Here is an 18,033-nt window from a genome sequence, read left to right on the forward strand (position 1 = left end):
AATTGATCATACGTGATACCGCCGATCCGGACAAAGGGCTTTTGCCCATCCGGCCTGTGACGTAGTATATGGTCCTGACGCTTACTGTCCCCACCGCTACCGCATGTGCCAACTTGCTCCGCGTCAACCTTATGGGAGTACCTTCGTGCCATTTCGCCATTTCGTATTTTTGCTGTGCCTTGCGGGTGCGGTTCCAATTTCCGCCGCCGCGCAAGCTGTCCCCGCGAACCTCCAGCTTGAGCTGAATAACCTGCAAGACAATGACGGCACCTGCCGCCTTTCGTTTTTGGCCCAGAATAAAACCGGCACAACAATCGAAAAAGCCGTGTTCGAAACAGTGATTTTCGATTCAGACGGTGGCGTGGCAAATCTCTCCCTCTTCGATTTCCGCGATCTCCCCACAGGCAGCACAAGAGTACGCCAGTTCGACCTGCCCGGTCGCTCCTGTGATAGCGTCGGAAAAGCGCTGATCAACGGAGCCAGCTCATGCGTGGTTGATGGTGCGGAAAGCCCGATCTGCAAGGATGCCCTATCGCTTAGCAGTCGCCTAACGGTCGAGTTGATCGGATGATCGATTTCAGCGCTTTGGGCAGTATTTTCGAACTCGGCGGGCCTGTCGTCGCAATCTTGTTTGTGATGTCTGTGCTGACACTGTCGGTCACCATCTATAAGCTTTGGCAGTTCTCGACCCTTCGTGTCGGACGCCACAGCCACCTAAGCCAAGCGTTGCAGGCATGGGACAACGGCGACGGTGCGGGCGCGCAAGCGCAGTTGGCCCAAAGCCGTAGCTACCTTGCCCCCATTCTGGATTCTGCGATGCATGGAGCCGACCGGCACGGGATCGAAGCACGGCTGGACGCCGAAGCGGGCATGGCGCTCGCGCGGTTGGAACGCGGTTTTCGCCTTCTCGATACCGTCGCACAGATTGCCCCGCTTTTGGGTCTGTTCGGTACGGTTCTGGGGATGATCGACGCCTTTCAGGGCCTTCAGGAGGGCGGCGCGTCGGTTGATCCATCATTGCTTGCCGGTGGTATCTGGGTGGCGCTGCTGACCACGGCCGTGGGTCTGGCCGTCGCCATGCCTAGCTCTATGATTCTGGCATGGCTCGAAAGCCGCACAGCGCGTGAACGGGTGTTTGCCGATATGGCGCTTCGCACTGTTCTGGTGCCCGAAAGCGCTGCACCACAGGAGATCAGTGACCCTCACGTCCTGCAAGGCCATGCGTAACACCGCCCCCTTTATCAGACGCGCCGTGTCGATGACTCCACTCATTGATGTGGTGTTTCTCCTGCTGCTTTTTTTCATGCTGACCTCGACCTTCTCCAACTTTGGCGAGGTCGAACTGCATCAGGCTAAGGGGGGCAAAACAGCGCAGGCCGCACCCACCGAACGCTTCTTTGTGCAGTTGGGAGAAACCCGCCTGACCATGAATGGGGCACCAACATCACTGGATAATATGTCTGAGCAACTGCAAAGCGGTCAGGTTCTGGTCAGCCTCGACGACGATGTTTCGGCACAAACGCTGGTCGATCTGCTGGTCCGGCTGCGCGCCCGGCCCGAATTGACTGTTCTGGTGTTGGAGTAAGCCGATGATCCCATCCGCACGTATAAGGCGCAAAGGTGACCCGTCGATCGCCATGATCAATGTGATTTTCATCATGCTGATCTTTTTCCTGATCGCCGGCACCGTGGCACCTCCGCTTGATACCGACCTTGAACTCGTCGACACCTCAAGCCTCGAAGGGCGCGAACCGCCCGATGCGTTGGTTTTGCGTGCTGATGGCAGCCTGCGATTTCGCGGTGATCCCACCGATGCCGAAACCTATATGGACACATATGCCGACGGCCCCGTGCGTATTGTACCCGATCGCAACGCAAGCGGCACGCGCCTGATCGAAGTATCTTCACGCCTGCGCGCCCTTGGGGCAGGCTCTGTCGTTCTCGTGACTTCGCGGGCGCTTGAATGATCAAACGCTCGACCATCGTTGCGGCTATCGCCGTGCTTTTGTCTGTGCTCCTTCACCTGCTGGGGCTTGGCGTTGTCTGGCGTGCCGAACAACAGGCAAGGCCGCAGCCGTCTGATGGTGACACCGTGACACAGGTCGTAGCCCCCGGCACCACATTCGAGAATCTCGCCGAGCCTGTTCAGGAGCCGGAAGAGCCTGTCGAGCCACCCGAAGAAGAACCTACCCCTGATGAGATACCAACCAGCGATGCGCGCATCGCATCCGAGACACCTCAGCAGGACACAACGCCCGATACAGGCACCGCGCAACCGGTTGAGCCGACCACGGCCGAGCCGCCGACGCCGGACACCGGCCAAGCCGCCGAACCGACAACCGTCGAGCCCTCACAAGAAACCGAAGCAACCGATCCAAATCTGGCCCCACCGCCCGGCACAGATGAAGTGACCGATATTGCCGAAGGCGCTCCCGATGCGACCGAAGCCGCGCCAGACGCAGTGCCCCAAGCACCCGCTGCCCCCTCGGCACCTGTCGCACCCGCCCCCAGCGTCGCAGTCACCCCATCAACGGTACCCACTGTTTCGCTTGAACCATCAGAGACCGAGACAGAAACTCCGGTGACCCCGACCGAACCCGCACAACAACCCCCTCAGGAAACTGTGGAGGCCATCGACAGCGATATCTCGGATCAAGCAACCGCCATCTCGGAACGTCCCCAGCTCCCGACAAAGCGGCCAACACCGGTTCGGCAGGGTAATTTCGGAGGTTCCTCAACGACGACAACGACGCGGCGGGCCCCTTCGCAACGCATCGAATCCCCCCTATCCTCCTACAGCCGTTCCGGCGTTGATATCTTTGCCCAATCGGGCAGCGGCGCACGGTCGGGCCTGTCTGCCCGCAACACCGGCAATGCCACTACAACCAATTATGCCGGTCGCATCCTCGCGCAATTAAACCGCGCGGCTTCGCCGCCTGTTTCAGGTGCAGGCTGGGCGCAGGTGATATTTGTGATCAATGCAAACGGGTCTCTGAACTCGGTCGATATCATCGACAGCTCCGGATCAAGTTCGATCAACAGCGCCGCGCGCCAACAAGTCCGAAACGCCGCCCCTTTCCCGCCGCCTCCTGGCGGCAAACGCCGGCAGCTCAGCTTTTCCTACCAAATACAGTAGTGCCGCAGGCCGGCCCTAACCCTTGGGGCGGATACGGTAGATGTCATGCCCCAGCGGGACTGCCTGCACGTCATCAAACCGACCCAGAGTGCGCCGCAAATCCGTCAGCTTTTCCTCGATCAAGGTAACAGGCACCCCGGGATACCGATGTGCATTTGATCGCGCGCTGGCTTTATTGCTTGGCACAAGGCCTTTCACGGCTTTCTCCCATCCGCGCAACTGTGCCTTGATCCGCCCGCCCAACCGGAAACGTCCCATACGGTCGGGAAAATTCGCCAGATCATCGGCCAGACGTTCCGCAGCAAAGCGCCCGCCGCTTGCGGTCAGATGCCGCGTCAAAGCGTCTTTTTGTGCCTGTGTCGGTGCAGGTGGCAGGCCATTGATGCGGGCTTTGATGGCCTCTATGACCTCACCCGGTTCCTGCACAATCTGGCTGAACAGGTCAGGCGACAGCGTGTCGTCAGGCGTCTTGATGATCCCGCGGTATGAGATAGGAACCTTTCCCATCAGAAACGATTCAAATCCAGTCGTGCAGCCATTATGCAATGTCGCCACGGCTGCCAGCATCCACGGAACCGATTGCCCGCTGCTGACAATGCTGCAATTGGGCACAGCATCCGCAACCGGTTTCCACGCACTTGGTGCCTCGGCCGGATGCGGACGGATGACAAGCTGATGATCAGGAAACGCCCGCGCAATCTGGGGCAGCAATTCGACAAAGGCATGGAAGGTCTGCCGGCGACGCTCCATCAACGCCAGAATATCCGGATGCTGCGCCTTCAAAACCTCGGGCCGTCGGTTTTTCGCGTAGGTCATGGGGTTGAGCATGCCGAAGTTTGAATTGAATAGGATCAAAGGACCATGTGCCCGCCGGATTTCTTGCGTGGCCCGGTCGTGGAACCCTTGCAGTTCCGGCCGCAGCAAATCCATTCGCGGATTTCCTGTTTCAAGCAAGGGCCGGTTCTGAGCCCCCGGCAAACGCGCCATCAGCTCTGCGCTGCGCGGCCCCCATGCATAGGCCCGGGCAATCGTACTTGCGGCCTCGGGGTCCACACGACGTGACAAATACCCCTCTGTCGAGGTGAAAACCAAAGCTTCTTCATCCAGCAAAGCGGCCTGAATGCCCATTTGGGACATCAGGTTCAATATCCGGCGCGACGGTCTGGCCACATCCTTGGCCAGATAGACGTTTGCGGGCAAATGCGCCAACCGGTTGTGGATATGATGCCGCGCGCCCACAATCGAGCTCAAGCCTCGCTCGGCTAGAAAACAGGCGGTCAACAGTTTCGCGTCAAACTCGCGGGCCTGCACTTCGCTGGGTAGAATGGCATGATCAGACATCAGGACCCCCGACAGGACAATTCTGGAAGATATCGCTCAATAGGTCATCCGCTTGTGAAAGCGCAACGGTGCCTCGGCCAACACTTGGGCAATGCGCGGGCCGGAAAAGCCATCACCATAGTTATCCGCACCTTCCAATTTACCCCGCGCAACGTTCGCCGCCAGAGCAGCCTGAATTTCAGCCGCGTCATAAGTAGTGTCGATTACGTTCGGCCCGCGGTCACGCCCATCCTGTCGATCCCCGATGTTAACAGCTGGCACACCCAAAAAGGCGCATTCGCGGATCGCAACCGAACTATTCCCGACAATCCCCTTACTTCCTGCAAGCAGGCGGATAAATTCATCGGGGGGCATATTCTGCATGAAATGCACATGTTCCAACGCATGTGCTTCACGGTAGACACGGATGGCTGCATTCGTTGCATCAGCACCGAAATCAACATTTGGCGCGAACCAAAGCGCAGGCAAGCCCAGCGCATCAACCGCTTCCAATGTCGCCTGCGTTTGCGCACCTGCGTCGGCATGTGCCGTCGTGACAGGATGCTGCATGACGACAATATACCCGCCAGACAGGTCCGGCTGCGCACCTGAAATCCCAAAACGGGCATAAAGCTCGGCATCGGGCAATCGCTCTGCGGTGGTGACAGCAAGACGGGCGATATCAATTGACGGGCAACCGGTTGTAAAAATGCTTTCGACACTCTCGCCCATACGCTCCACGCGCTGTGCGGCATCGGGACCGGAAACCAGATGCAGATCCGCAAGTTTGGTAATGGCGTGGCGCACCTTTTCGTCAATATTTCCTGTGACCTCACCCCCCTGAAGATGCGCCAGCGGGATGTTCATGTAGGTGGCCGCGATTGCGGTCGCCAAGGTCTCGTAACGGTCGGCAATTGTGACAACCAGATCGGGCTTGAGCTGTGTCAAAACCTTGGAAGACAAAGACAGCCCGCGCGCTGTGGTCTCAGGCGCATCCAGATAGCCCTCTCCCTCAACCAGACTGTCGACTGTCGCATCGGGCGCAAAACCCTCTGTCGCCATCACATTCGCCACGTTGCCATAGCTGTCCGACAAAGCCGAAGCTGCAGCAACGATTTGCAATTCCACATCCTGACGGGCCTTGAGTGCTTCCAGAACCGACCGGACCCGCGCATAGCTGGGGCGGGCGGTGACAAAAACGCAAACCTTGCGCGGCTTCCTAGTCATCCAGATCGCCCCAATCCAACAGATCATCACACTTCAACGCGCGGGTCAGACGGCGGCCTACAAACTCTTCAATTCGTGCAGCAGGCACACCATCGCCGGGTTTTTTGGCAGCCAGATCACTGGCCTCAAGAACCGCACCCGCCTTCAGGTCCCGTGACGCCACGACGGATTTACCAAAAATGGCGCGCATCGGCTCCATGCGTGCGGCGTGGCTATCCTTATCGACCGGATTGCCACGCATTACCTCGATCATACGTACACCCTCGCACAGCATCTTCAACTCGTCCGGTGTCAGAGACGAGGACACATCAGGACCGAACATATTTCGTGCCAACGTGAGATGCACCTCGATCACCTGCGCGCCCAAAGTAACCGCAGCCAACCCCGGATAGATGGTTGCCGAATGATCCGACAGCCCCACAGCCGCCTGCGGATACCGCAAGGCAAAATCCTGCATGACATTCAGGCCGACCTCTTCGGGGGCGACAGGATAGGAGGTGGTGCATTGCAAAACCGCCAGAGGGCATCCGGCCTCTTGAATGCACTGTGCTGCACGATCTGTTTCGGCCAACGCGCTCATCCCCGAAGACAGGATGACCGGTTGCTTTGTATCTGTAATTGCCTTGATCAGCCGCGGCTCGTCCACCTCGCCCGATGCGATCTTCCAGCCCGGCACGCCCACGCGGCGCAACAAGGCGACCGCTTCGGGTGAAAAGGGGGAGGACAGGAAATGCAGCCCTGCCTCATGGGCGTGGGCGGCCAGACCGTGCCATTGTTCTTCGGTGAATTCCATCCGGCGCCAGTAGTCAAATCGCGTGTCATCCTGCCAGCCGAATTTCTTGCGCCACGGCTCGCGGATCGTGCTTTCTTTTGCCGCGATATGGGTCTGGAATTTAATCGCATCCGCACCGGCCGCCGCTGCAGCATCGATAAACGCATGGGCGGTTCCAAGGCTGCCGTCATGGGCCTGAGCGACTTCGGCAATGATCGTCGCGGCCGCACCGGGCGCTGGCGCATCCAGCCACGTAGGCGAAGCAGGCGTGAATTTTTGTGTCATGTTATTTGTCCCTTAAATGCGGGGGCCAGTTGATCCAGAATGTCATACCCGCCATGCTCCGCGAGAAGCTGCGCGATCAATAGGTCTTCGGGATCATCAATATTGGCGACATAGCCTTCGATTTTTACAGCTCCGCAATCGCTTTCACAGATCAGACCCTGATCAACAACATGCGCGCGGCGCGCGGCATAGCACAGCCCGTTACGGGTCCAGGTGGGTGCGGTGGTCTGGCGGTTGGAATGCTTGGCACCGTCTGCCGTGTAGAAATGCAAAACCCCGTTTTCATCCAGCGTCAGCGTCTTTTGCGGTGCATAGTGGCCCGGCACCTGACTGATCGTTGTGGCCGCTTGATGCTGCCCATTCAGTAAAGCGCTAACCGTATCATGGATATGGGTCGGCGTGCGGAACGGTGACGTAGGTTGCAGATAGACAGATAGGTCATACCGGACGCCATGGGTCTGCTCGGCCTCACGCCACGCGTGGGCCCAGACGTCTACACCTTTTGCCGTGTCATTGGCCAACTCGGCAGGGCGCAGCGCAGGCATATCAAGCCCCTCACCGCGCGCCTCGGCAGCGAACTCAAGATCATCTGTTGAAATCACAGCGCCGTCGATCCAGTCGCAGGCCCGCACCGCACGAGCAGTCCGCGCAATCAGACTGACATCCGCAATTCTGGCGATATTCTTGCGCGGCAACCCTTTGGAACCACCCCGCGCAGGTACAATGGCCAATACCCGCAAATCTGCGCCTGTATGTGGATCGCGGATCATCCGCCTAGAGCCGCCAGAGGGCGATATCATCTGGTTTGCTATCGCGGTCGAACATGTCCTGCACATCGGCCACGATAGGCGCATCGCCCCTTAACAAACCATCCAGAACGGACCAGCCTTTATCGCGGTAGCTCTCGTGGGCAACGGCCATGACCACCGCATCAGCCGGCTTCAACGCCTCAAAGGAGGTCAGCGTCAGACCGTATTCATGCGAGAATACTGCTGGGTCGGCCAACGGGTCGGTGATCTGTACATCAATACCGAAATTCGCCAGCTCGGCGGCGATATCGACAACGCGGGTGTTCCTGATATCCGGCACGTCCGGCTTGAACGTCGCACCCAGAATGGTGACGCGAGGCACACCATCCCAACCACGGCGCATCATGTTGCGCACAATCCGGTTGGCGACATATTTCCCCATCGAGTTATTCACCCGCCGCCCCGCCAACAAAACCTCCGGATGGTAGTCCACCTGCTCGGCACGATAAGCCATGTAATAGGGATCAACACCGATACAGTGCCCGCCCACCAAACCGGGTTTGAACGGCAAAAAGTTCCACTTTGTCTGCGCAGCCGCCAGCACATCGCGCGTATCCACATCGAGCCGGTCAAAAATCAGCGCCATTTCATTGATCAAGGCGATGTTGAGATCCCGCTGGGTGTTCTCCAACACCTTTGCCGCTTCGGCGACTTGCAGGTTTGCTGCGCGGTGTACGCCTGCGGTGACTACCCGTTCATAGGTTTGCGCGACAATCTCGGCGGTGCGTTCGTCGCTGCCCGACACGACTTTTACAATCGTCTCGAAACGATGGACAAGATCGCCGGGATTGATCCGCTCGGGCGAGTAACCGACAGTAAAATCCGAACCAAACTTCAGGCCAGATACTTCTTCCAGAACCGGCACGCAAACTTCTTCCGTGGCACCGGGATAAACAGTGCTTTCGTAGACAACGATGTCGCCCTTGCTCAGGTATTTGCCCAACATGCGCGAGGCCGAAACAAGCGGCGACAGGTCGGGGCGGTTGTTGGCGTCAATCGGGGTCGGAACAGTGACAATATGGAAATTGGCCTGTTTCAGATCCGCCGGATCATCAGACAGGTGAAGGTCAGACAGACCCAAATCAGAAGGATCAACTTCACGCGTGCGGTCGTGCCCCTCGCGCAGCTCGGTCACACGCGCGGTATCAATATCAAAGGCGATGACGCGCGTCTGCGCGCGGGCAAATGCGACAGCAACCGGCAGACCAACATAGCCCAGCCCGATGACCGAAATTGTGATGTCTTGCATAATAGGTCCCTTCCCCGCTGCTCCCGTCTATTGGCATGGATTGGGGTGGAGGTTCCACTGCGAATTGCGCGGATATCTGTGCAGCACCGCAGCAAATGAGCGGAAAACGGATCAGATTTGCGCAACAAGCCCCATTCCCGCCCTGTAAGTCATGCGCAAACGGGGATGCGGTTGGGCCACCCCCGGAGATGCGCAGCACGACCGGGAGTGGTTTTCATCGCTCAGTCCAAATCAGGCTGTGCGCTATCGATGGTCTTTTGATCTTCTTTCATCTCAAGCCACATCGCGTTCATAACGGCGAAAATAGCAGCAAGAGGCAAACCGAGGATCCATGCAAAATACCACATTGGATTTCCTTTCTTCAGTAGACTGAGCTGGAGTTATTGGTGACGTCGTCCTCGGTAACCTTGCCCCACAGCACTTTGTAAACCCAAGCGGTGTACATCATGATGATCGGCATAAAGATTGCCGTGGCCACCAGCATTATGAACAGTGTCAGGTGCGACGACGAACTGTTCCAGACGGTCAGGGATGATCGTGGATCACTCGACGATGGCATGATGAACGGGAACATGGTCAACCCGACCGAAGCAATCACGCCAAGGATCGACATCTTGGACACCAGCAGCGTAGAAACCTCGCGCCCTGCCCGTAGGCCAAGGAAAGTCAGCAGCCCGCCCACGATCCCCATCACAGGCGCAATCGCGATCCACGGCCGGTCCGCATAGGATGACAGCCAGCTTGCGGTGCGCACAACCTCGGTATGCAGCGGGTTGGACGGACCTTCGGTCAGAACCTCTCCGACAGTGGCGAAGCCCTGCACGCCGAATGCCAGCCACAAGCCCGCCAGAACATATGTCCCCACCGCAACCAGTGCAGCAACAGATCCAATCGCGCGGGCACGTGTCTGAACGATGCCTTCGGCTTTCAACGTAAGCCATGCAGCCCCGTGCATCACCAGCATGGACAACGACACGAAACCGGCCAGCAGCGAGAACGGATCAAGCAGGCCGATGAACTTCATATACCATGCGCCCTCATAGATCGGCCGCAAATCATCGGTAAAGTGGAACGGCACGCCCTGAATGACATTGCCAACGGCAACGCCGAACAACAGTGCCGGTACAGCGCCTGAACCGAATAGCGCCCAATCCCAAGACGCGCGCCACCGCGGGTCATCGCGTTTGGAGCGGTATTTGAACGCAACAGGCCGCACAATAAATGCCGTCAGAACCAGAAACATCGCAAGGTAGAACCCTGAAAAGCTCAGCGCATAGAGGGGTGGCCACGCGGCAAAGATTGCGCCGCCACCGAGGATAAACCAGACTTGGTTCCCCTCCCAAACAGGGCCGATGGTATTGATCGCCACGCGGCGCTCAAGGTCCGTCTTTGCCACAAACGGGAGCAACGCCCCCACGCCCATATCGAACCCGTCCGTCAGCGCGAAACCGATCAACAAGACCCCAAGCAGGCCCCACCAGACAAGGCGTAGAACTTCGTAACTTACTAAGTCATGCAGGATCATATCTATTACTCCGCAGGGGTTGCGTTGGGGCGAGTGATGGCATCGGCATTCCGGCGACCGGACAGCCGATCATTATGCCGTGTGGCCCACGCATCGGTTTCTGCAACATCTTCATAAGGACCTTTGCGAATGTACTTCAGCATCAGGCCCATCTCGATGATGAACAGGATCGTGTAAAAGATCACAAATCCGGCAAGGCTGAGGACAACTTCGGTCATAGACAGCGCACTGACGGACATTGCGGTTGGCAACACACCATCGACGGTCCATGGTTGGCGGCCATATTCAGCCACAAACCAGCCCAGCTCGGCCGCGATCCACGGTGCCGGCAACATCCAGACCGCAAGGTGTAACGCAGGGCGCGGGAAATCCATTCCCTTGAACGAGGCGCGGTAGAAGAAGTAGCCCATCGTCGCGATGAATGCGAAGCCAAGGACGACCATGATCCTGAACGCCCAGAAAAGCGGCCAGACTGTTGGCACTGTGTCATTGGAAGCTTTGACGATCTGTTCTTCGGTCGCATCACGCGGATCGTCCACATATTTCATCAGAAGATAGGCAAACCCTAGATCGGCCGAGTGCTCCTCAAATTGCGCCATGATGGCCGGGTCGGTCGCATCACGGGTTTCACGGATTTGAACCAATGCATCAAAGGCGATGATACCCGAGCGGATGCGCTGTTCGGCATCTGCAACCAGATCGTTGATGCCCGGAATTTCCGTATTCAAGGAGCGTGTCCCGATCAGCCCCATGGCCCAAGGAATTTCGATCGCATAATGCGTTTCGCGGGCTTCCTGGTCGGGGAAGCCGACAAGGTTGAAGGGCGCAGGTGCGTCATGGGTTTCCCACATTGCCTCGATCGCGGCAAGTTTCATGCGCTGGCTATGGGTGGCAGAATAACCCGATTCATCCCCCAGCAGGACCACCGAAAAGGCCGACGCCAGACCAAAGGCCGCGGCGACCGTCAACGACCGGCGGGCCATTTCCACATGGCGCGACCGCAGCAGATACCATGCCGACACCCCTATGACAAAGAAAGCACCTGTCACATAACCTGCTGACACGGTGTGAACGAATTTCGCCTGTGCCACTTCGTTGAACACAACTTCGAAAAAGTTGTTCATTTCCATACGCATGGTCATCGGGTTGAACTCTGCCCCGACTGGATTTTGCATCCAGCCATTGGCGATCAAAATCCAAAGCGCCGAGAAGTTGGAGCCAATCGCGACCAGCCATGTCACAGTCAAGTGGCCTACTTTGCTCAGCTTGTCCCAACCAAAGAAGAACAACCCGACAAAGGTGGCCTCAAGAAAGAAAGCCATCAGACCCTCAATCGCCAACGGTGCGCCGAAAATATCCCCGACGTAGTGGCTGTAGTAGCTCCAGTTCATCCCGAACTGGAATTCCATTGTGATCCCTGTTGCGACCCCAAGGGCAAAGTTGATGCCGAATAGCATCCCCCAAAATTTCGTCATTTGCCGCCAGATGGGGCGATTGGTCATCACATAGACCGTCTCCATAATCGCAACGAGGATCGACAGACCCAACGTCAGCGGTATGAAAAGGAAGTGATACATAACCGTCACCGCAAATTGCAGGCGTGAGAGCTCTACGATCCCGAATTCCATATCGTCATCTCCAATAACATCAGGGCGCAATACCCCGATGTTTGATTCCTAGTATTTGACGTTCTACAACTTCGAGCCGATCAAACTTTGATCCATGTCAAAAAGTAGGATTGGATATACGACTTAGCCGAGGGCGAGCGTACGGTCCGCAAATTCCACCTCTAGCGGGCGATGCGCGGCGATCAGAATGGCAGCGTCCGGCAGGAGATTGCGCAGCGCAAAAAGGGTTGCGCGCGCGGTTGCCTCGTCCAACCCTTCGGTCGGTTCATCCAATATCAGCAGCGCCGGACGGCGCAGCAACACACGGGCCAGCGCCAGCCGCCGCGCCTCACCACCTGATAAACCCTCGCCACCCGCGCCAATCATAGTGTCTAGCCCCTCGCGCTGTTCCAGCATCGGGACCAATTGCACGGCATCCAGCACGCGCCAAAGCGTTGCGTCATCGCTATCGGGCGCCGCAAGAAAAAGCGCCTCGCGCACCGTGCCGCGCATCAGTGCGCTGCGCTGTGGCAGCAACGCGATATGATTGCGAAGAGATGCTTCATCCATATCCGCAATCGACTGATCACCCAGTAAAATTTGCCCCCCGTGGACCGGATGCAACCCTGCCGCCGCCAATAGTAATGTCGACTTTCCAGCGCCGCTTTTCCCGGTCAGAGCAACGGTTTCACCCGGCTTTACCGTCAGGCTGAAGTTGCTGAAAACAGGCAGATCAGACAGTGGGCGGGTCGTGCATATGCTATTGACGTGCAGCGCCCCGACAGCGCCCGGGACCGTCGCCTTGGAGCCGGCCGGTGCTGCGATATCGCGGGCCACCCGACGCGCCGCTTCGATCATGCGGCCCAGATCACTGGCCGCTCGGCGCAAGGGACCAAGGGTTTCGGCCAGCGCCAATGCCGTAAAAAATCCCAGCGCCGCGAAAGGGGCCTCGATCATGCCAGCCTGCACCATAGCGATCCCAAGCCAAAGCGCGCCCCCCGCCACAACCGTACCCAGCATTTGAAAGGCAGCACCCGCGATACGTCCGATGCGGTCCTGATGCCTCTGAAGGACTAGCCGCCGTGCGTCAGCGTCCGTTACCGCATCGGCCTGCGCTATCAGGCGGCCATGAACCGTCAAATTCAAACGACCGCGGATCAGATCGATCAGACGGGTCCGAAAGGCTTGCGCGGCGGCCTCTGCGCGCCGTGACAAGCCGGCAGTCCGGCGCGTTGTTAATAGGAATATAATCACGCCCCCCGGAAGATAGCCTACCAAAATCCACAGCGCGATCGGCAAGCCGACCAGCCACCAGATCATCGCAAAAGCCACAATCTGGGTCGAAACGGCTGCGACTACGGGAAGGACTAGCCGCAAAGAAACCCCATCCAGCGCATCAATATCGGCAGTAAGACGGTTCAACGCCTGCGCCCCCCTGATGCGGATCATCCTTGGGTAGGGTGCTGTAATCAGCCCCGCCAACAGCCGCAGCCGCAGAACCTCCAAAGCGCGCAGCGTTGCATCATGGGTCAGAATACGCTCGCCATATCGCGCTGTCGCGCGACCCAGTGCAAGAAAGCGCACCATAGCCGAGGGGCGAAACACATCAAACACAGCGCCAGCACCCGCCAGCCCCGCAGCGGCCGCCGCCGTGATGAACCACCCCGACAGCCCCAGCAACGCTGCCCCCATTACCAGTACGACAAACCCCAATGCAGCCCCGCGCCAAAGTGCGGCAGGCTGTTCGCGCAGGATCAGGCGAAAGATACTCCAAAGGGCGCTCATGCTGTGCCTCCGATCTGGATTGTGCGATCCATCCGCGCTGCAAGAGCAGCATCATGTGTCGCAACGATCAACGTCACCCCACTGGCCGCCTGCGCCATAAGCCCATCCGTGACAACAGCAGCCGTCTGCGCATCCAGATCGGCGGTCGGCTCATCGGCTAATATGACGTCCCATGCGCCCAGAATGGCCCGCGCCAACGTGAGCCGCCGCGCCTCACCGCCAGACAGGCCGCCGCCCGTTTCCCCCAAACGGGTGTTCAACCCTTGCGGCAACCCTGCGACCACATCCATTACTGCCGCTTGCTGCAATGCTTGTGTCGGGGCGATATCTTCACCGAGCGTCAAATTCCGGCGCAGGCTGGCATTCAGGAAGTGGGGTGCCTGTGGCATCCACCCGATCCTAGCGCGCCAACTGTCTGCGGTTTGTGCCGTCAGGGGCACATCTGCGACCATAATTTGCCCGGTCTCGGGTTTGGCCAGCCCTGCAATCGCCCGCAGCACCGAGGTTTTGCCGCTACCGCTCGGCCCCATAAGCGCCACGGATTCGCCCGCCCGAATTTCAATATCGCCAAGGGCGATGCCTCCGTGCAGGCGGCAATTGTGCAGCGCGATATTGGCGGGGCCTGCCAACCGCACCGCCTTGCCGCCCTGCCCCATCAACATTTCTGTTTCCGCCTGTTCCCACGTCGAAAGCTCTTCCAACACGGCATCCGCTGATGCCTTATCGTGCCACGCAGCAGCAAGATCGCGCAGGGGTTGGTAGAATTCCGGCGCAAGCAAAAGCAGGAAAATCCCCGCCTGCGGCGTCAGGACATCTCCCCAGACGCCGAACTCCAAAACTCCGAGCAGGGAAAAGCCCACATAAACGGCCACCATAGCGACACCAATCGCCGCAAAAAGCTCTAGAACTGTCGAGGATAAAAAGGCCACGCGCAGAACCGCCATCGCGCGGCTACGTAGTCCCTGAGCCTGTGCCTCAAAACCGGACAGAACCGCATCGCCGCCCCCGAGCAACCGGATGTCGATCAACGCCGATAGCCGTTCAACCAATAGGTCGTTCAACGTGCCGACCTCGGCCATTTGGGCGCGGCTGGCCTCTTTTGCCGCCATCCCGACCAGCGCCATAAACACAGGGATCAAAGGGCCTGAAATAACAAAAATAACCGCCACAGCCCAAGATTGCCAAAGCGCAAGCCCGAGGATTACCAGCGGCACAACCATCACCCGCGCCCGCGCAGGGGCATAGCGCGTAATGAAAGGCGTCAGCAGGTCCAGCTTTTCGCCCGCCAGTGCAGCGATGCTACCCGCCCCTCCGAATGCGCAGTCTTTGGCGCGGCTGCTTTCGCGCGCCACGATCTGCGCGCGGGCCTTGTGCACAACATCAATTGCGGCGGCTTCACCTTGCTGTTCGGACGCAAACCCCAAAACAGCGCGCAGCCCGCCCAGCGCGATAAAGGCCAAGCCAACAAAGGCAGGCGACACTGTGCTCCCCGTTAAAAGGCCGCCCAACGCCGTGGCCACCAGCCAAGCCTGCATAGGCCAGATAAGGCTGGACAGAACAGAAAGGGCTGCAGATTTTTGTTGGTGTCCCCGCCCCGGGGCCAGCCAGTCTTGCGTCGTTTTTCGGGTATTCATCAATCTACCAGTGCTGTTCGGGAAGGTCAGCACCAGCCCATTTAACTCAATTCTAAAATGTCAGATATCGCAGTTTTGCGCCACACAATGTGATCTGGATCAAATACACCGACAAAACTGCATGGCAATCTGACTGCATCGGTGAACTTAGAAGGTCCAAATATGCGTCTGACGACCCGGACAAATATTGCTGCGCGTCTGTTGATGGCCTGCGCTGTCAATGACACTGCACTATTGCCTACGGCCATGATTGCAGAGCGCTGCAATGCGTCCAAAAATCATCTACTGCAGGTGGTGAATCTGTTGCAAGCGAACGGCTTTATAATTGCCACCCGCGGCCGCAATGGCGGGATACGCCTTGCCCGCCCGATGGAGCAGATCATCATCGGCGAACTATTTCGTGTATTCGAATCCCGCACCCCCTTTGCAGAGTGCTTTGACCCGCAAACCAACACCTGCCCGCTGATCACCGCCTGCCGCTTGCGCAGCTATATCGAGCGCGCAGTCGAAGCCTTTTTTCGTGAATTGGACAGTATCACGCTGGCCGATCTGGTGCAGGGAAATTGCGGGTTGCAAACGCTTTTGGCAATGGATCCGACAGCGCATGCCCTATGCCCAAAAGACTGACCCTGCTGGCCCTGCCTATGCCGTGAAATACGGCACATGACCGAAATAGGGTAATTGCAGGTTTCTGCTAGATGCCAACCTCACGTAGCATAAACCGCCAACAATCCCTGAATTGTTTTTCCAAACGTCGGCTGTCGCGCACAATGGAGTTTCTAGCCTGCGCATTTTTCTTATGTGCTTCTTCGGCAATCAGGCATCCCAGTGCGTCAATATTTGTGGCGTCTATCATCACCCCGCCATGGCGTGCATGATCGCTAAGCCCGTCTATGTCGTGACACACAACCTTGCGACCAGCGGCCAGCGCCTCGATTGCGACAAGGCCGTAAGCCTCCCAACGGGACGGCATCAGCACCACATCGACATCTGCCAGCGCTGCGACGGGATCGGCCTGAAACCCGCGAAAGACGATCCGCTTGTCGTCCTGCGCAAGCGACCTGAGCATCTCTTCCTGCGCCCCCTCACCGATAATATGCAGCCGGATGTCAGGATCGGTGCATTGGCGAAATGCTTTGATCAACGTGTCAAAGCCCTTTTGCTCATCCAGACGCCCGATCGCGCCAAAAACACGGGCCGGCCCCGAAGGGAGCGGCAAGGCACGAAAAGCTGACAGATCAACGCAGGATTGGATCGTGAACAATTTATCAGTGTGAACCAACCGGCTGTCCACCATCCAGTTTGCTTGCCCGTTGCTCACACAGACGATGCGGTTGAAAAGCGAATAGGCCAGCTTGAGCAGTGTTACAAACCGGCGATGATTAGGCACATTATGCATCATGAATGCTTGGGTATAGCTGTGCTCCACATGCACCAGCGGCGTGCGCGGATAGGTCATGCGCAGTGCCGCAAGCGCAGGCAGGCTACGCCAGGATACGGCCAGATGTGAGACAATGACATCCGCATCGCCAAGGTTGCCCATGAAGGCCCCACGGGTAACTGGCTGCACTTTATGTTCGGCATTCTGTGCAAGACCTTCGTCCAACCGGAGAAAGTCGAGCACCCGCATCACGCCGCCAGCTGTTGTATCATCCACGAGGTGAAGAACTTTGCGTACATGTTTCATGCCTTTGCCCCTGCACGGTTCATTACAACATCCAGCGCCAATGGGCCGCCAATGCGCAGGACCAAAGCAGCTGCAAAGGTCGTGACCGACTTGCGCGGCTCTTCCCACAGCGGGGCCCATGATTGCGCCAACGACTGCGCCAATAGATCACAAGCGCGGCCCGTGTCTTTGTCGCTGATCGCGCGCCGCGCGAGATAACGCAGCTGATACGCGCGGGCGGGCCTTGCATAGCGGTCAAAAAATGTGGGCGCGATCCGGGACAGATTGGCAACCATGCGCTCCCAAGCGGCGAGCTGCAAATCCGTTGCTGCGGACAGGCCGCCCGCATTGATCCGATAATGGGTTAGATTACCTTCGATGCCTTCGAACTGCCATTTGGTGGTCAGCGCGATGCGCAACCAGCATTCGATATCTTCGGACTGGCGGAAGGTTTCATCGAAATACCAATCACGTGTTTTCTCGGATGCGGGCCGATAGGCGATCGCCGTGAATACAGCCCGACGGATGACCGGAGCCGATCCGTTTCCGATCGGGTTGCGTTTAAAAATATGTGCAGCCGTAATATTGGTGAGCTGCGGCGTTTGGGACATGCCCAAAGGCGCACCATTATCATCTATCAACGCGGACCCCGAATAGCTGACCCCGATGTGCGGTGCCGATTGCAGGTGCGCCACATGCCGTCCCAGCTTTTCAGGCAACCACAGGTCATCGGCATCACAAAAGCCGATATACAGACCGCGCGCAGCGGCGATGCCGCTGTTACGGGCGCCCGCCAATCCGCGGTTACGCTGTGTGATGACGCGGATGCTGGCAATACCTTCATATTCTTGCAAAACCGTAGCCGTTGCATCGGTCGAGCCATCGTTGACGACGATGATCTCATAATCTGTGAAGGTCTGTCCAAGCAGTGCGTCCAGCGTTGCAGACAAGGTCTTGGCCACATTAAAGGCCGGTACGATGATCGAAGCGAGAGGCATAGAGATCTCCATATTAAAGA

18 protein-coding genes are annotated in these 18,033 nt (G+C 58.1%); 6 read left to right on the top strand and 12 right to left on the bottom strand.

Annotated features, from left to right (window positions below; all coding sequences use genetic code 11):
• Nucleotides 1–145 precede the first annotated feature (145 nt).
• Genes ABJM03_RS08120 through ABJM03_RS08140 form a run of 5 tightly spaced genes read left to right on the top strand, consistent with a single transcriptional unit; the run spans nt 146 to nt 3,136 of the window.
• Nucleotides 146–571 (top strand): hypothetical protein, encoded by a 426-nt coding sequence (locus ABJM03_RS08120; RefSeq protein WP_348416906.1) that lies wholly within the window; start codon nt 146–148, stop codon nt 569–571.
• Complete coding sequence (locus ABJM03_RS08125) at nt 568–1,227, top strand: MotA/TolQ/ExbB proton channel family protein (protein WP_348416907.1); 660 nt, start codon at nt 568–570, stop codon at nt 1,225–1,227. Before ABJM03_RS08120 ends, ABJM03_RS08125 begins: the two co-directional genes overlap by 4 nt.
• On the top strand, nt 1,220–1,585 hold the full coding sequence (locus ABJM03_RS08130) for a biopolymer transporter ExbD (RefSeq protein ID WP_348416908.1): 366 nt from the start codon (nt 1,220–1,222) through the stop codon (nt 1,583–1,585). Before ABJM03_RS08125 ends, ABJM03_RS08130 begins: the two co-directional genes overlap by 8 nt.
• A 4-nt stretch (nt 1,586–1,589) precedes the next feature.
• Nucleotides 1,590–1,967, top strand: coding sequence for a biopolymer transporter ExbD (locus ABJM03_RS08135; protein ID WP_348416909.1), 378 nt, complete (start codon nt 1,590–1,592; stop codon nt 1,965–1,967).
• Nucleotides 1,964–3,136 carry a TonB family protein gene (locus tag ABJM03_RS08140; protein WP_348416910.1) on the top strand — a complete coding sequence of 391 codons (1,173 nt, stop codon included), beginning with the start codon at nt 1,964–1,966 and terminating at the stop codon, nt 3,134–3,136. The genes ABJM03_RS08135 and ABJM03_RS08140 overlap by 4 nt, the downstream gene beginning before the upstream one ends.
• Before the next feature lie 15 nt (nt 3,137–3,151).
• Here the strand turns inward: ABJM03_RS08140 and ABJM03_RS08145 are convergent, their stop codons facing one another.
• The 10 genes from ABJM03_RS08145 to cydD form a co-directional block, all read right to left on the bottom strand.
• The gene (locus ABJM03_RS08145; protein WP_348416911.1) at nt 3,152–4,477 is read right to left on the bottom strand and encodes a surface carbohydrate biosynthesis protein; all 1,326 of its coding nucleotides are present in this window, start codon (nt 4,475–4,477) and stop codon (nt 3,152–3,154) included.
• A gap of 36 nt (nt 4,478–4,513) precedes the next feature.
• Entirely contained in the window at nt 4,514–5,683 is a 1,170-nt protein-coding gene (gene neuC, locus ABJM03_RS08150; protein WP_348416912.1) for a UDP-N-acetylglucosamine 2-epimerase, read from the bottom strand.
• Nucleotides 5,676–6,740 (bottom strand): N-acetylneuraminate synthase family protein, encoded by a 1,065-nt coding sequence (locus ABJM03_RS08155; RefSeq protein ID WP_348416913.1) that lies wholly within the window; start codon nt 6,738–6,740, stop codon nt 5,676–5,678. Before ABJM03_RS08155 ends, neuC begins: the two co-directional genes overlap by 8 nt.
• Nucleotides 6,737–7,540, bottom strand: coding sequence for an acylneuraminate cytidylyltransferase family protein (locus tag ABJM03_RS08160; protein ID WP_348416914.1), 804 nt, complete (start codon nt 7,538–7,540; stop codon nt 6,737–6,739). The genes ABJM03_RS08155 and ABJM03_RS08160 overlap by 4 nt, the downstream gene beginning before the upstream one ends.
• Nucleotides 7,515–8,798, bottom strand: coding sequence for a nucleotide sugar dehydrogenase (locus ABJM03_RS08165; RefSeq protein ID WP_348416915.1), 1,284 nt, complete (start codon nt 8,796–8,798; stop codon nt 7,515–7,517). The genes ABJM03_RS08160 and ABJM03_RS08165 overlap by 26 nt, the downstream gene beginning before the upstream one ends.
• Nucleotides 8,799–9,019: 221 nt before the next feature.
• Nucleotides 9,020–9,145, bottom strand: coding sequence for a cytochrome bd-I oxidase subunit CydX (gene cydX, locus ABJM03_RS08170; RefSeq protein ID WP_348416916.1), 126 nt, complete (start codon nt 9,143–9,145; stop codon nt 9,020–9,022).
• Nucleotides 9,146–9,159: 14 nt separating this feature from the next.
• Nucleotides 9,160–10,323: a cytochrome d ubiquinol oxidase subunit II gene (cydB, locus tag ABJM03_RS08175; protein ID WP_348416917.1), complete on the bottom strand. Its 1,164-nt coding sequence runs from the start codon at nt 10,321–10,323 to the stop codon at nt 9,160–9,162.
• Between the two features lie 5 nt (nt 10,324–10,328).
• Nucleotides 10,329–11,951 (bottom strand): cytochrome ubiquinol oxidase subunit I, encoded by a 1,623-nt coding sequence (locus tag ABJM03_RS08180; RefSeq protein ID WP_348416918.1) that lies wholly within the window; start codon nt 11,949–11,951, stop codon nt 10,329–10,331.
• 123 nt (nt 11,952–12,074) lie between these two features.
• Nucleotides 12,075–13,715, bottom strand: a complete 1,641-nt coding sequence (locus ABJM03_RS08185) for an ATP-binding cassette domain-containing protein (protein ID WP_348416919.1) — start codon at nt 13,713–13,715, stop codon at nt 12,075–12,077.
• The gene (cydD, locus tag ABJM03_RS08190) at nt 13,712–15,349 is read right to left on the bottom strand and encodes a thiol reductant ABC exporter subunit CydD (RefSeq protein ID WP_348416920.1); all 1,638 of its coding nucleotides are present in this window, start codon (nt 15,347–15,349) and stop codon (nt 13,712–13,714) included. Before cydD ends, ABJM03_RS08185 begins: the two co-directional genes overlap by 4 nt.
• A gap of 162 nt (nt 15,350–15,511) precedes the next feature.
• Here cydD and ABJM03_RS08195 point away from each other — a divergent pair, with 162 nt between their 5' ends.
• Entirely contained in the window at nt 15,512–15,976 is a 465-nt protein-coding gene (locus ABJM03_RS08195; RefSeq protein ID WP_348416921.1) for an Rrf2 family transcriptional regulator, read from the top strand.
• Between the two features lie 67 nt (nt 15,977–16,043).
• Here the strand turns inward: ABJM03_RS08195 and ABJM03_RS08200 are convergent, their stop codons facing one another.
• Entirely contained in the window at nt 16,044–17,036 is a 993-nt protein-coding gene (locus ABJM03_RS08200) for a glycosyltransferase (RefSeq protein ID WP_348416922.1), read from the bottom strand.
• Nucleotides 17,033–18,013 carry a glycosyltransferase gene (locus ABJM03_RS08205; RefSeq protein WP_348416923.1) on the bottom strand — a complete coding sequence of 327 codons (981 nt, stop codon included), beginning with the start codon at nt 18,011–18,013 and terminating at the stop codon, nt 17,033–17,035. The genes ABJM03_RS08200 and ABJM03_RS08205 overlap by 4 nt, the downstream gene beginning before the upstream one ends.
• Nucleotides 18,014–18,033 lie beyond the last annotated feature (20 nt).

Origin of the sequence: Sulfitobacter sp. (assembly GCF_039977885.1) — a bacterium.
Classification (GTDB): domain Bacteria; phylum Pseudomonadota; class Alphaproteobacteria; order Rhodobacterales; family Rhodobacteraceae; genus Sulfitobacter.

What these genes read in the sequence shown, in the direction of transcription:
- ABJM03_RS08125 (WP_348416907.1), top strand. Translation starts at nt 568, where the DNA reads ATGATCGATTTCAGCGCTTTGGGCAGTATTTTCGAACTCGGCGGGCCT.
- ABJM03_RS08130 (WP_348416908.1), top strand. Translation starts at nt 1,220, where the DNA reads ATGCGTAACACCGCCCCCTTTATCAGACGCGCCGTGTCGATGACTCCA.
- ABJM03_RS08135 (WP_348416909.1), top strand. Translation starts at nt 1,590, where the DNA reads ATGATCCCATCCGCACGTATAAGGCGCAAAGGTGACCCGTCGATCGCC.
- ABJM03_RS08140 (WP_348416910.1), top strand. Translation starts at nt 1,964, where the DNA reads ATGATCAAACGCTCGACCATCGTTGCGGCTATCGCCGTGCTTTTGTCT.
- ABJM03_RS08145 (WP_348416911.1), bottom strand. Translation starts at nt 4,477, where the DNA reads ATGTCTGATCATGCCATTCTACCCAGCGAAGTGCAGGCCCGCGAGTTT.
- neuC (WP_348416912.1), bottom strand. Translation starts at nt 5,683, where the DNA reads ATGACTAGGAAGCCGCGCAAGGTTTGCGTTTTTGTCACCGCCCGCCCC.
- ABJM03_RS08155 (WP_348416913.1), bottom strand. Translation starts at nt 6,740, where the DNA reads ATGACACAAAAATTCACGCCTGCTTCGCCTACGTGGCTGGATGCGCCA.
- ABJM03_RS08160 (WP_348416914.1), bottom strand. Translation starts at nt 7,540, where the DNA reads ATGATATCGCCCTCTGGCGGCTCTAGGCGGATGATCCGCGATCCACAT.
- ABJM03_RS08165 (WP_348416915.1), bottom strand. Translation starts at nt 8,798, where the DNA reads ATGCAAGACATCACAATTTCGGTCATCGGGCTGGGCTATGTTGGTCTG.
- cydX (WP_348416916.1), bottom strand. Translation starts at nt 9,145, where the DNA reads ATGTGGTATTTTGCATGGATCCTCGGTTTGCCTCTTGCTGCTATTTTC.
- cydB (WP_348416917.1), bottom strand. Translation starts at nt 10,323, where the DNA reads ATGATCCTGCATGACTTAGTAAGTTACGAAGTTCTACGCCTTGTCTGG.
- ABJM03_RS08180 (WP_348416918.1), bottom strand. Translation starts at nt 11,951, where the DNA reads ATGGAATTCGGGATCGTAGAGCTCTCACGCCTGCAATTTGCGGTGACG.
- ABJM03_RS08185 (WP_348416919.1), bottom strand. Translation starts at nt 13,715, where the DNA reads ATGAGCGCCCTTTGGAGTATCTTTCGCCTGATCCTGCGCGAACAGCCT.
- cydD (WP_348416920.1), bottom strand. Translation starts at nt 15,349, where the DNA reads ATGAATACCCGAAAAACGACGCAAGACTGGCTGGCCCCGGGGCGGGGA.
- ABJM03_RS08195 (WP_348416921.1), top strand. Translation starts at nt 15,512, where the DNA reads ATGCGTCTGACGACCCGGACAAATATTGCTGCGCGTCTGTTGATGGCC.
- ABJM03_RS08200 (WP_348416922.1), bottom strand. Translation starts at nt 17,036, where the DNA reads ATGAAACATGTACGCAAAGTTCTTCACCTCGTGGATGATACAACAGCT.
- ABJM03_RS08205 (WP_348416923.1), bottom strand. Translation starts at nt 18,013, where the DNA reads ATGCCTCTCGCTTCGATCATCGTACCGGCCTTTAATGTGGCCAAGACC.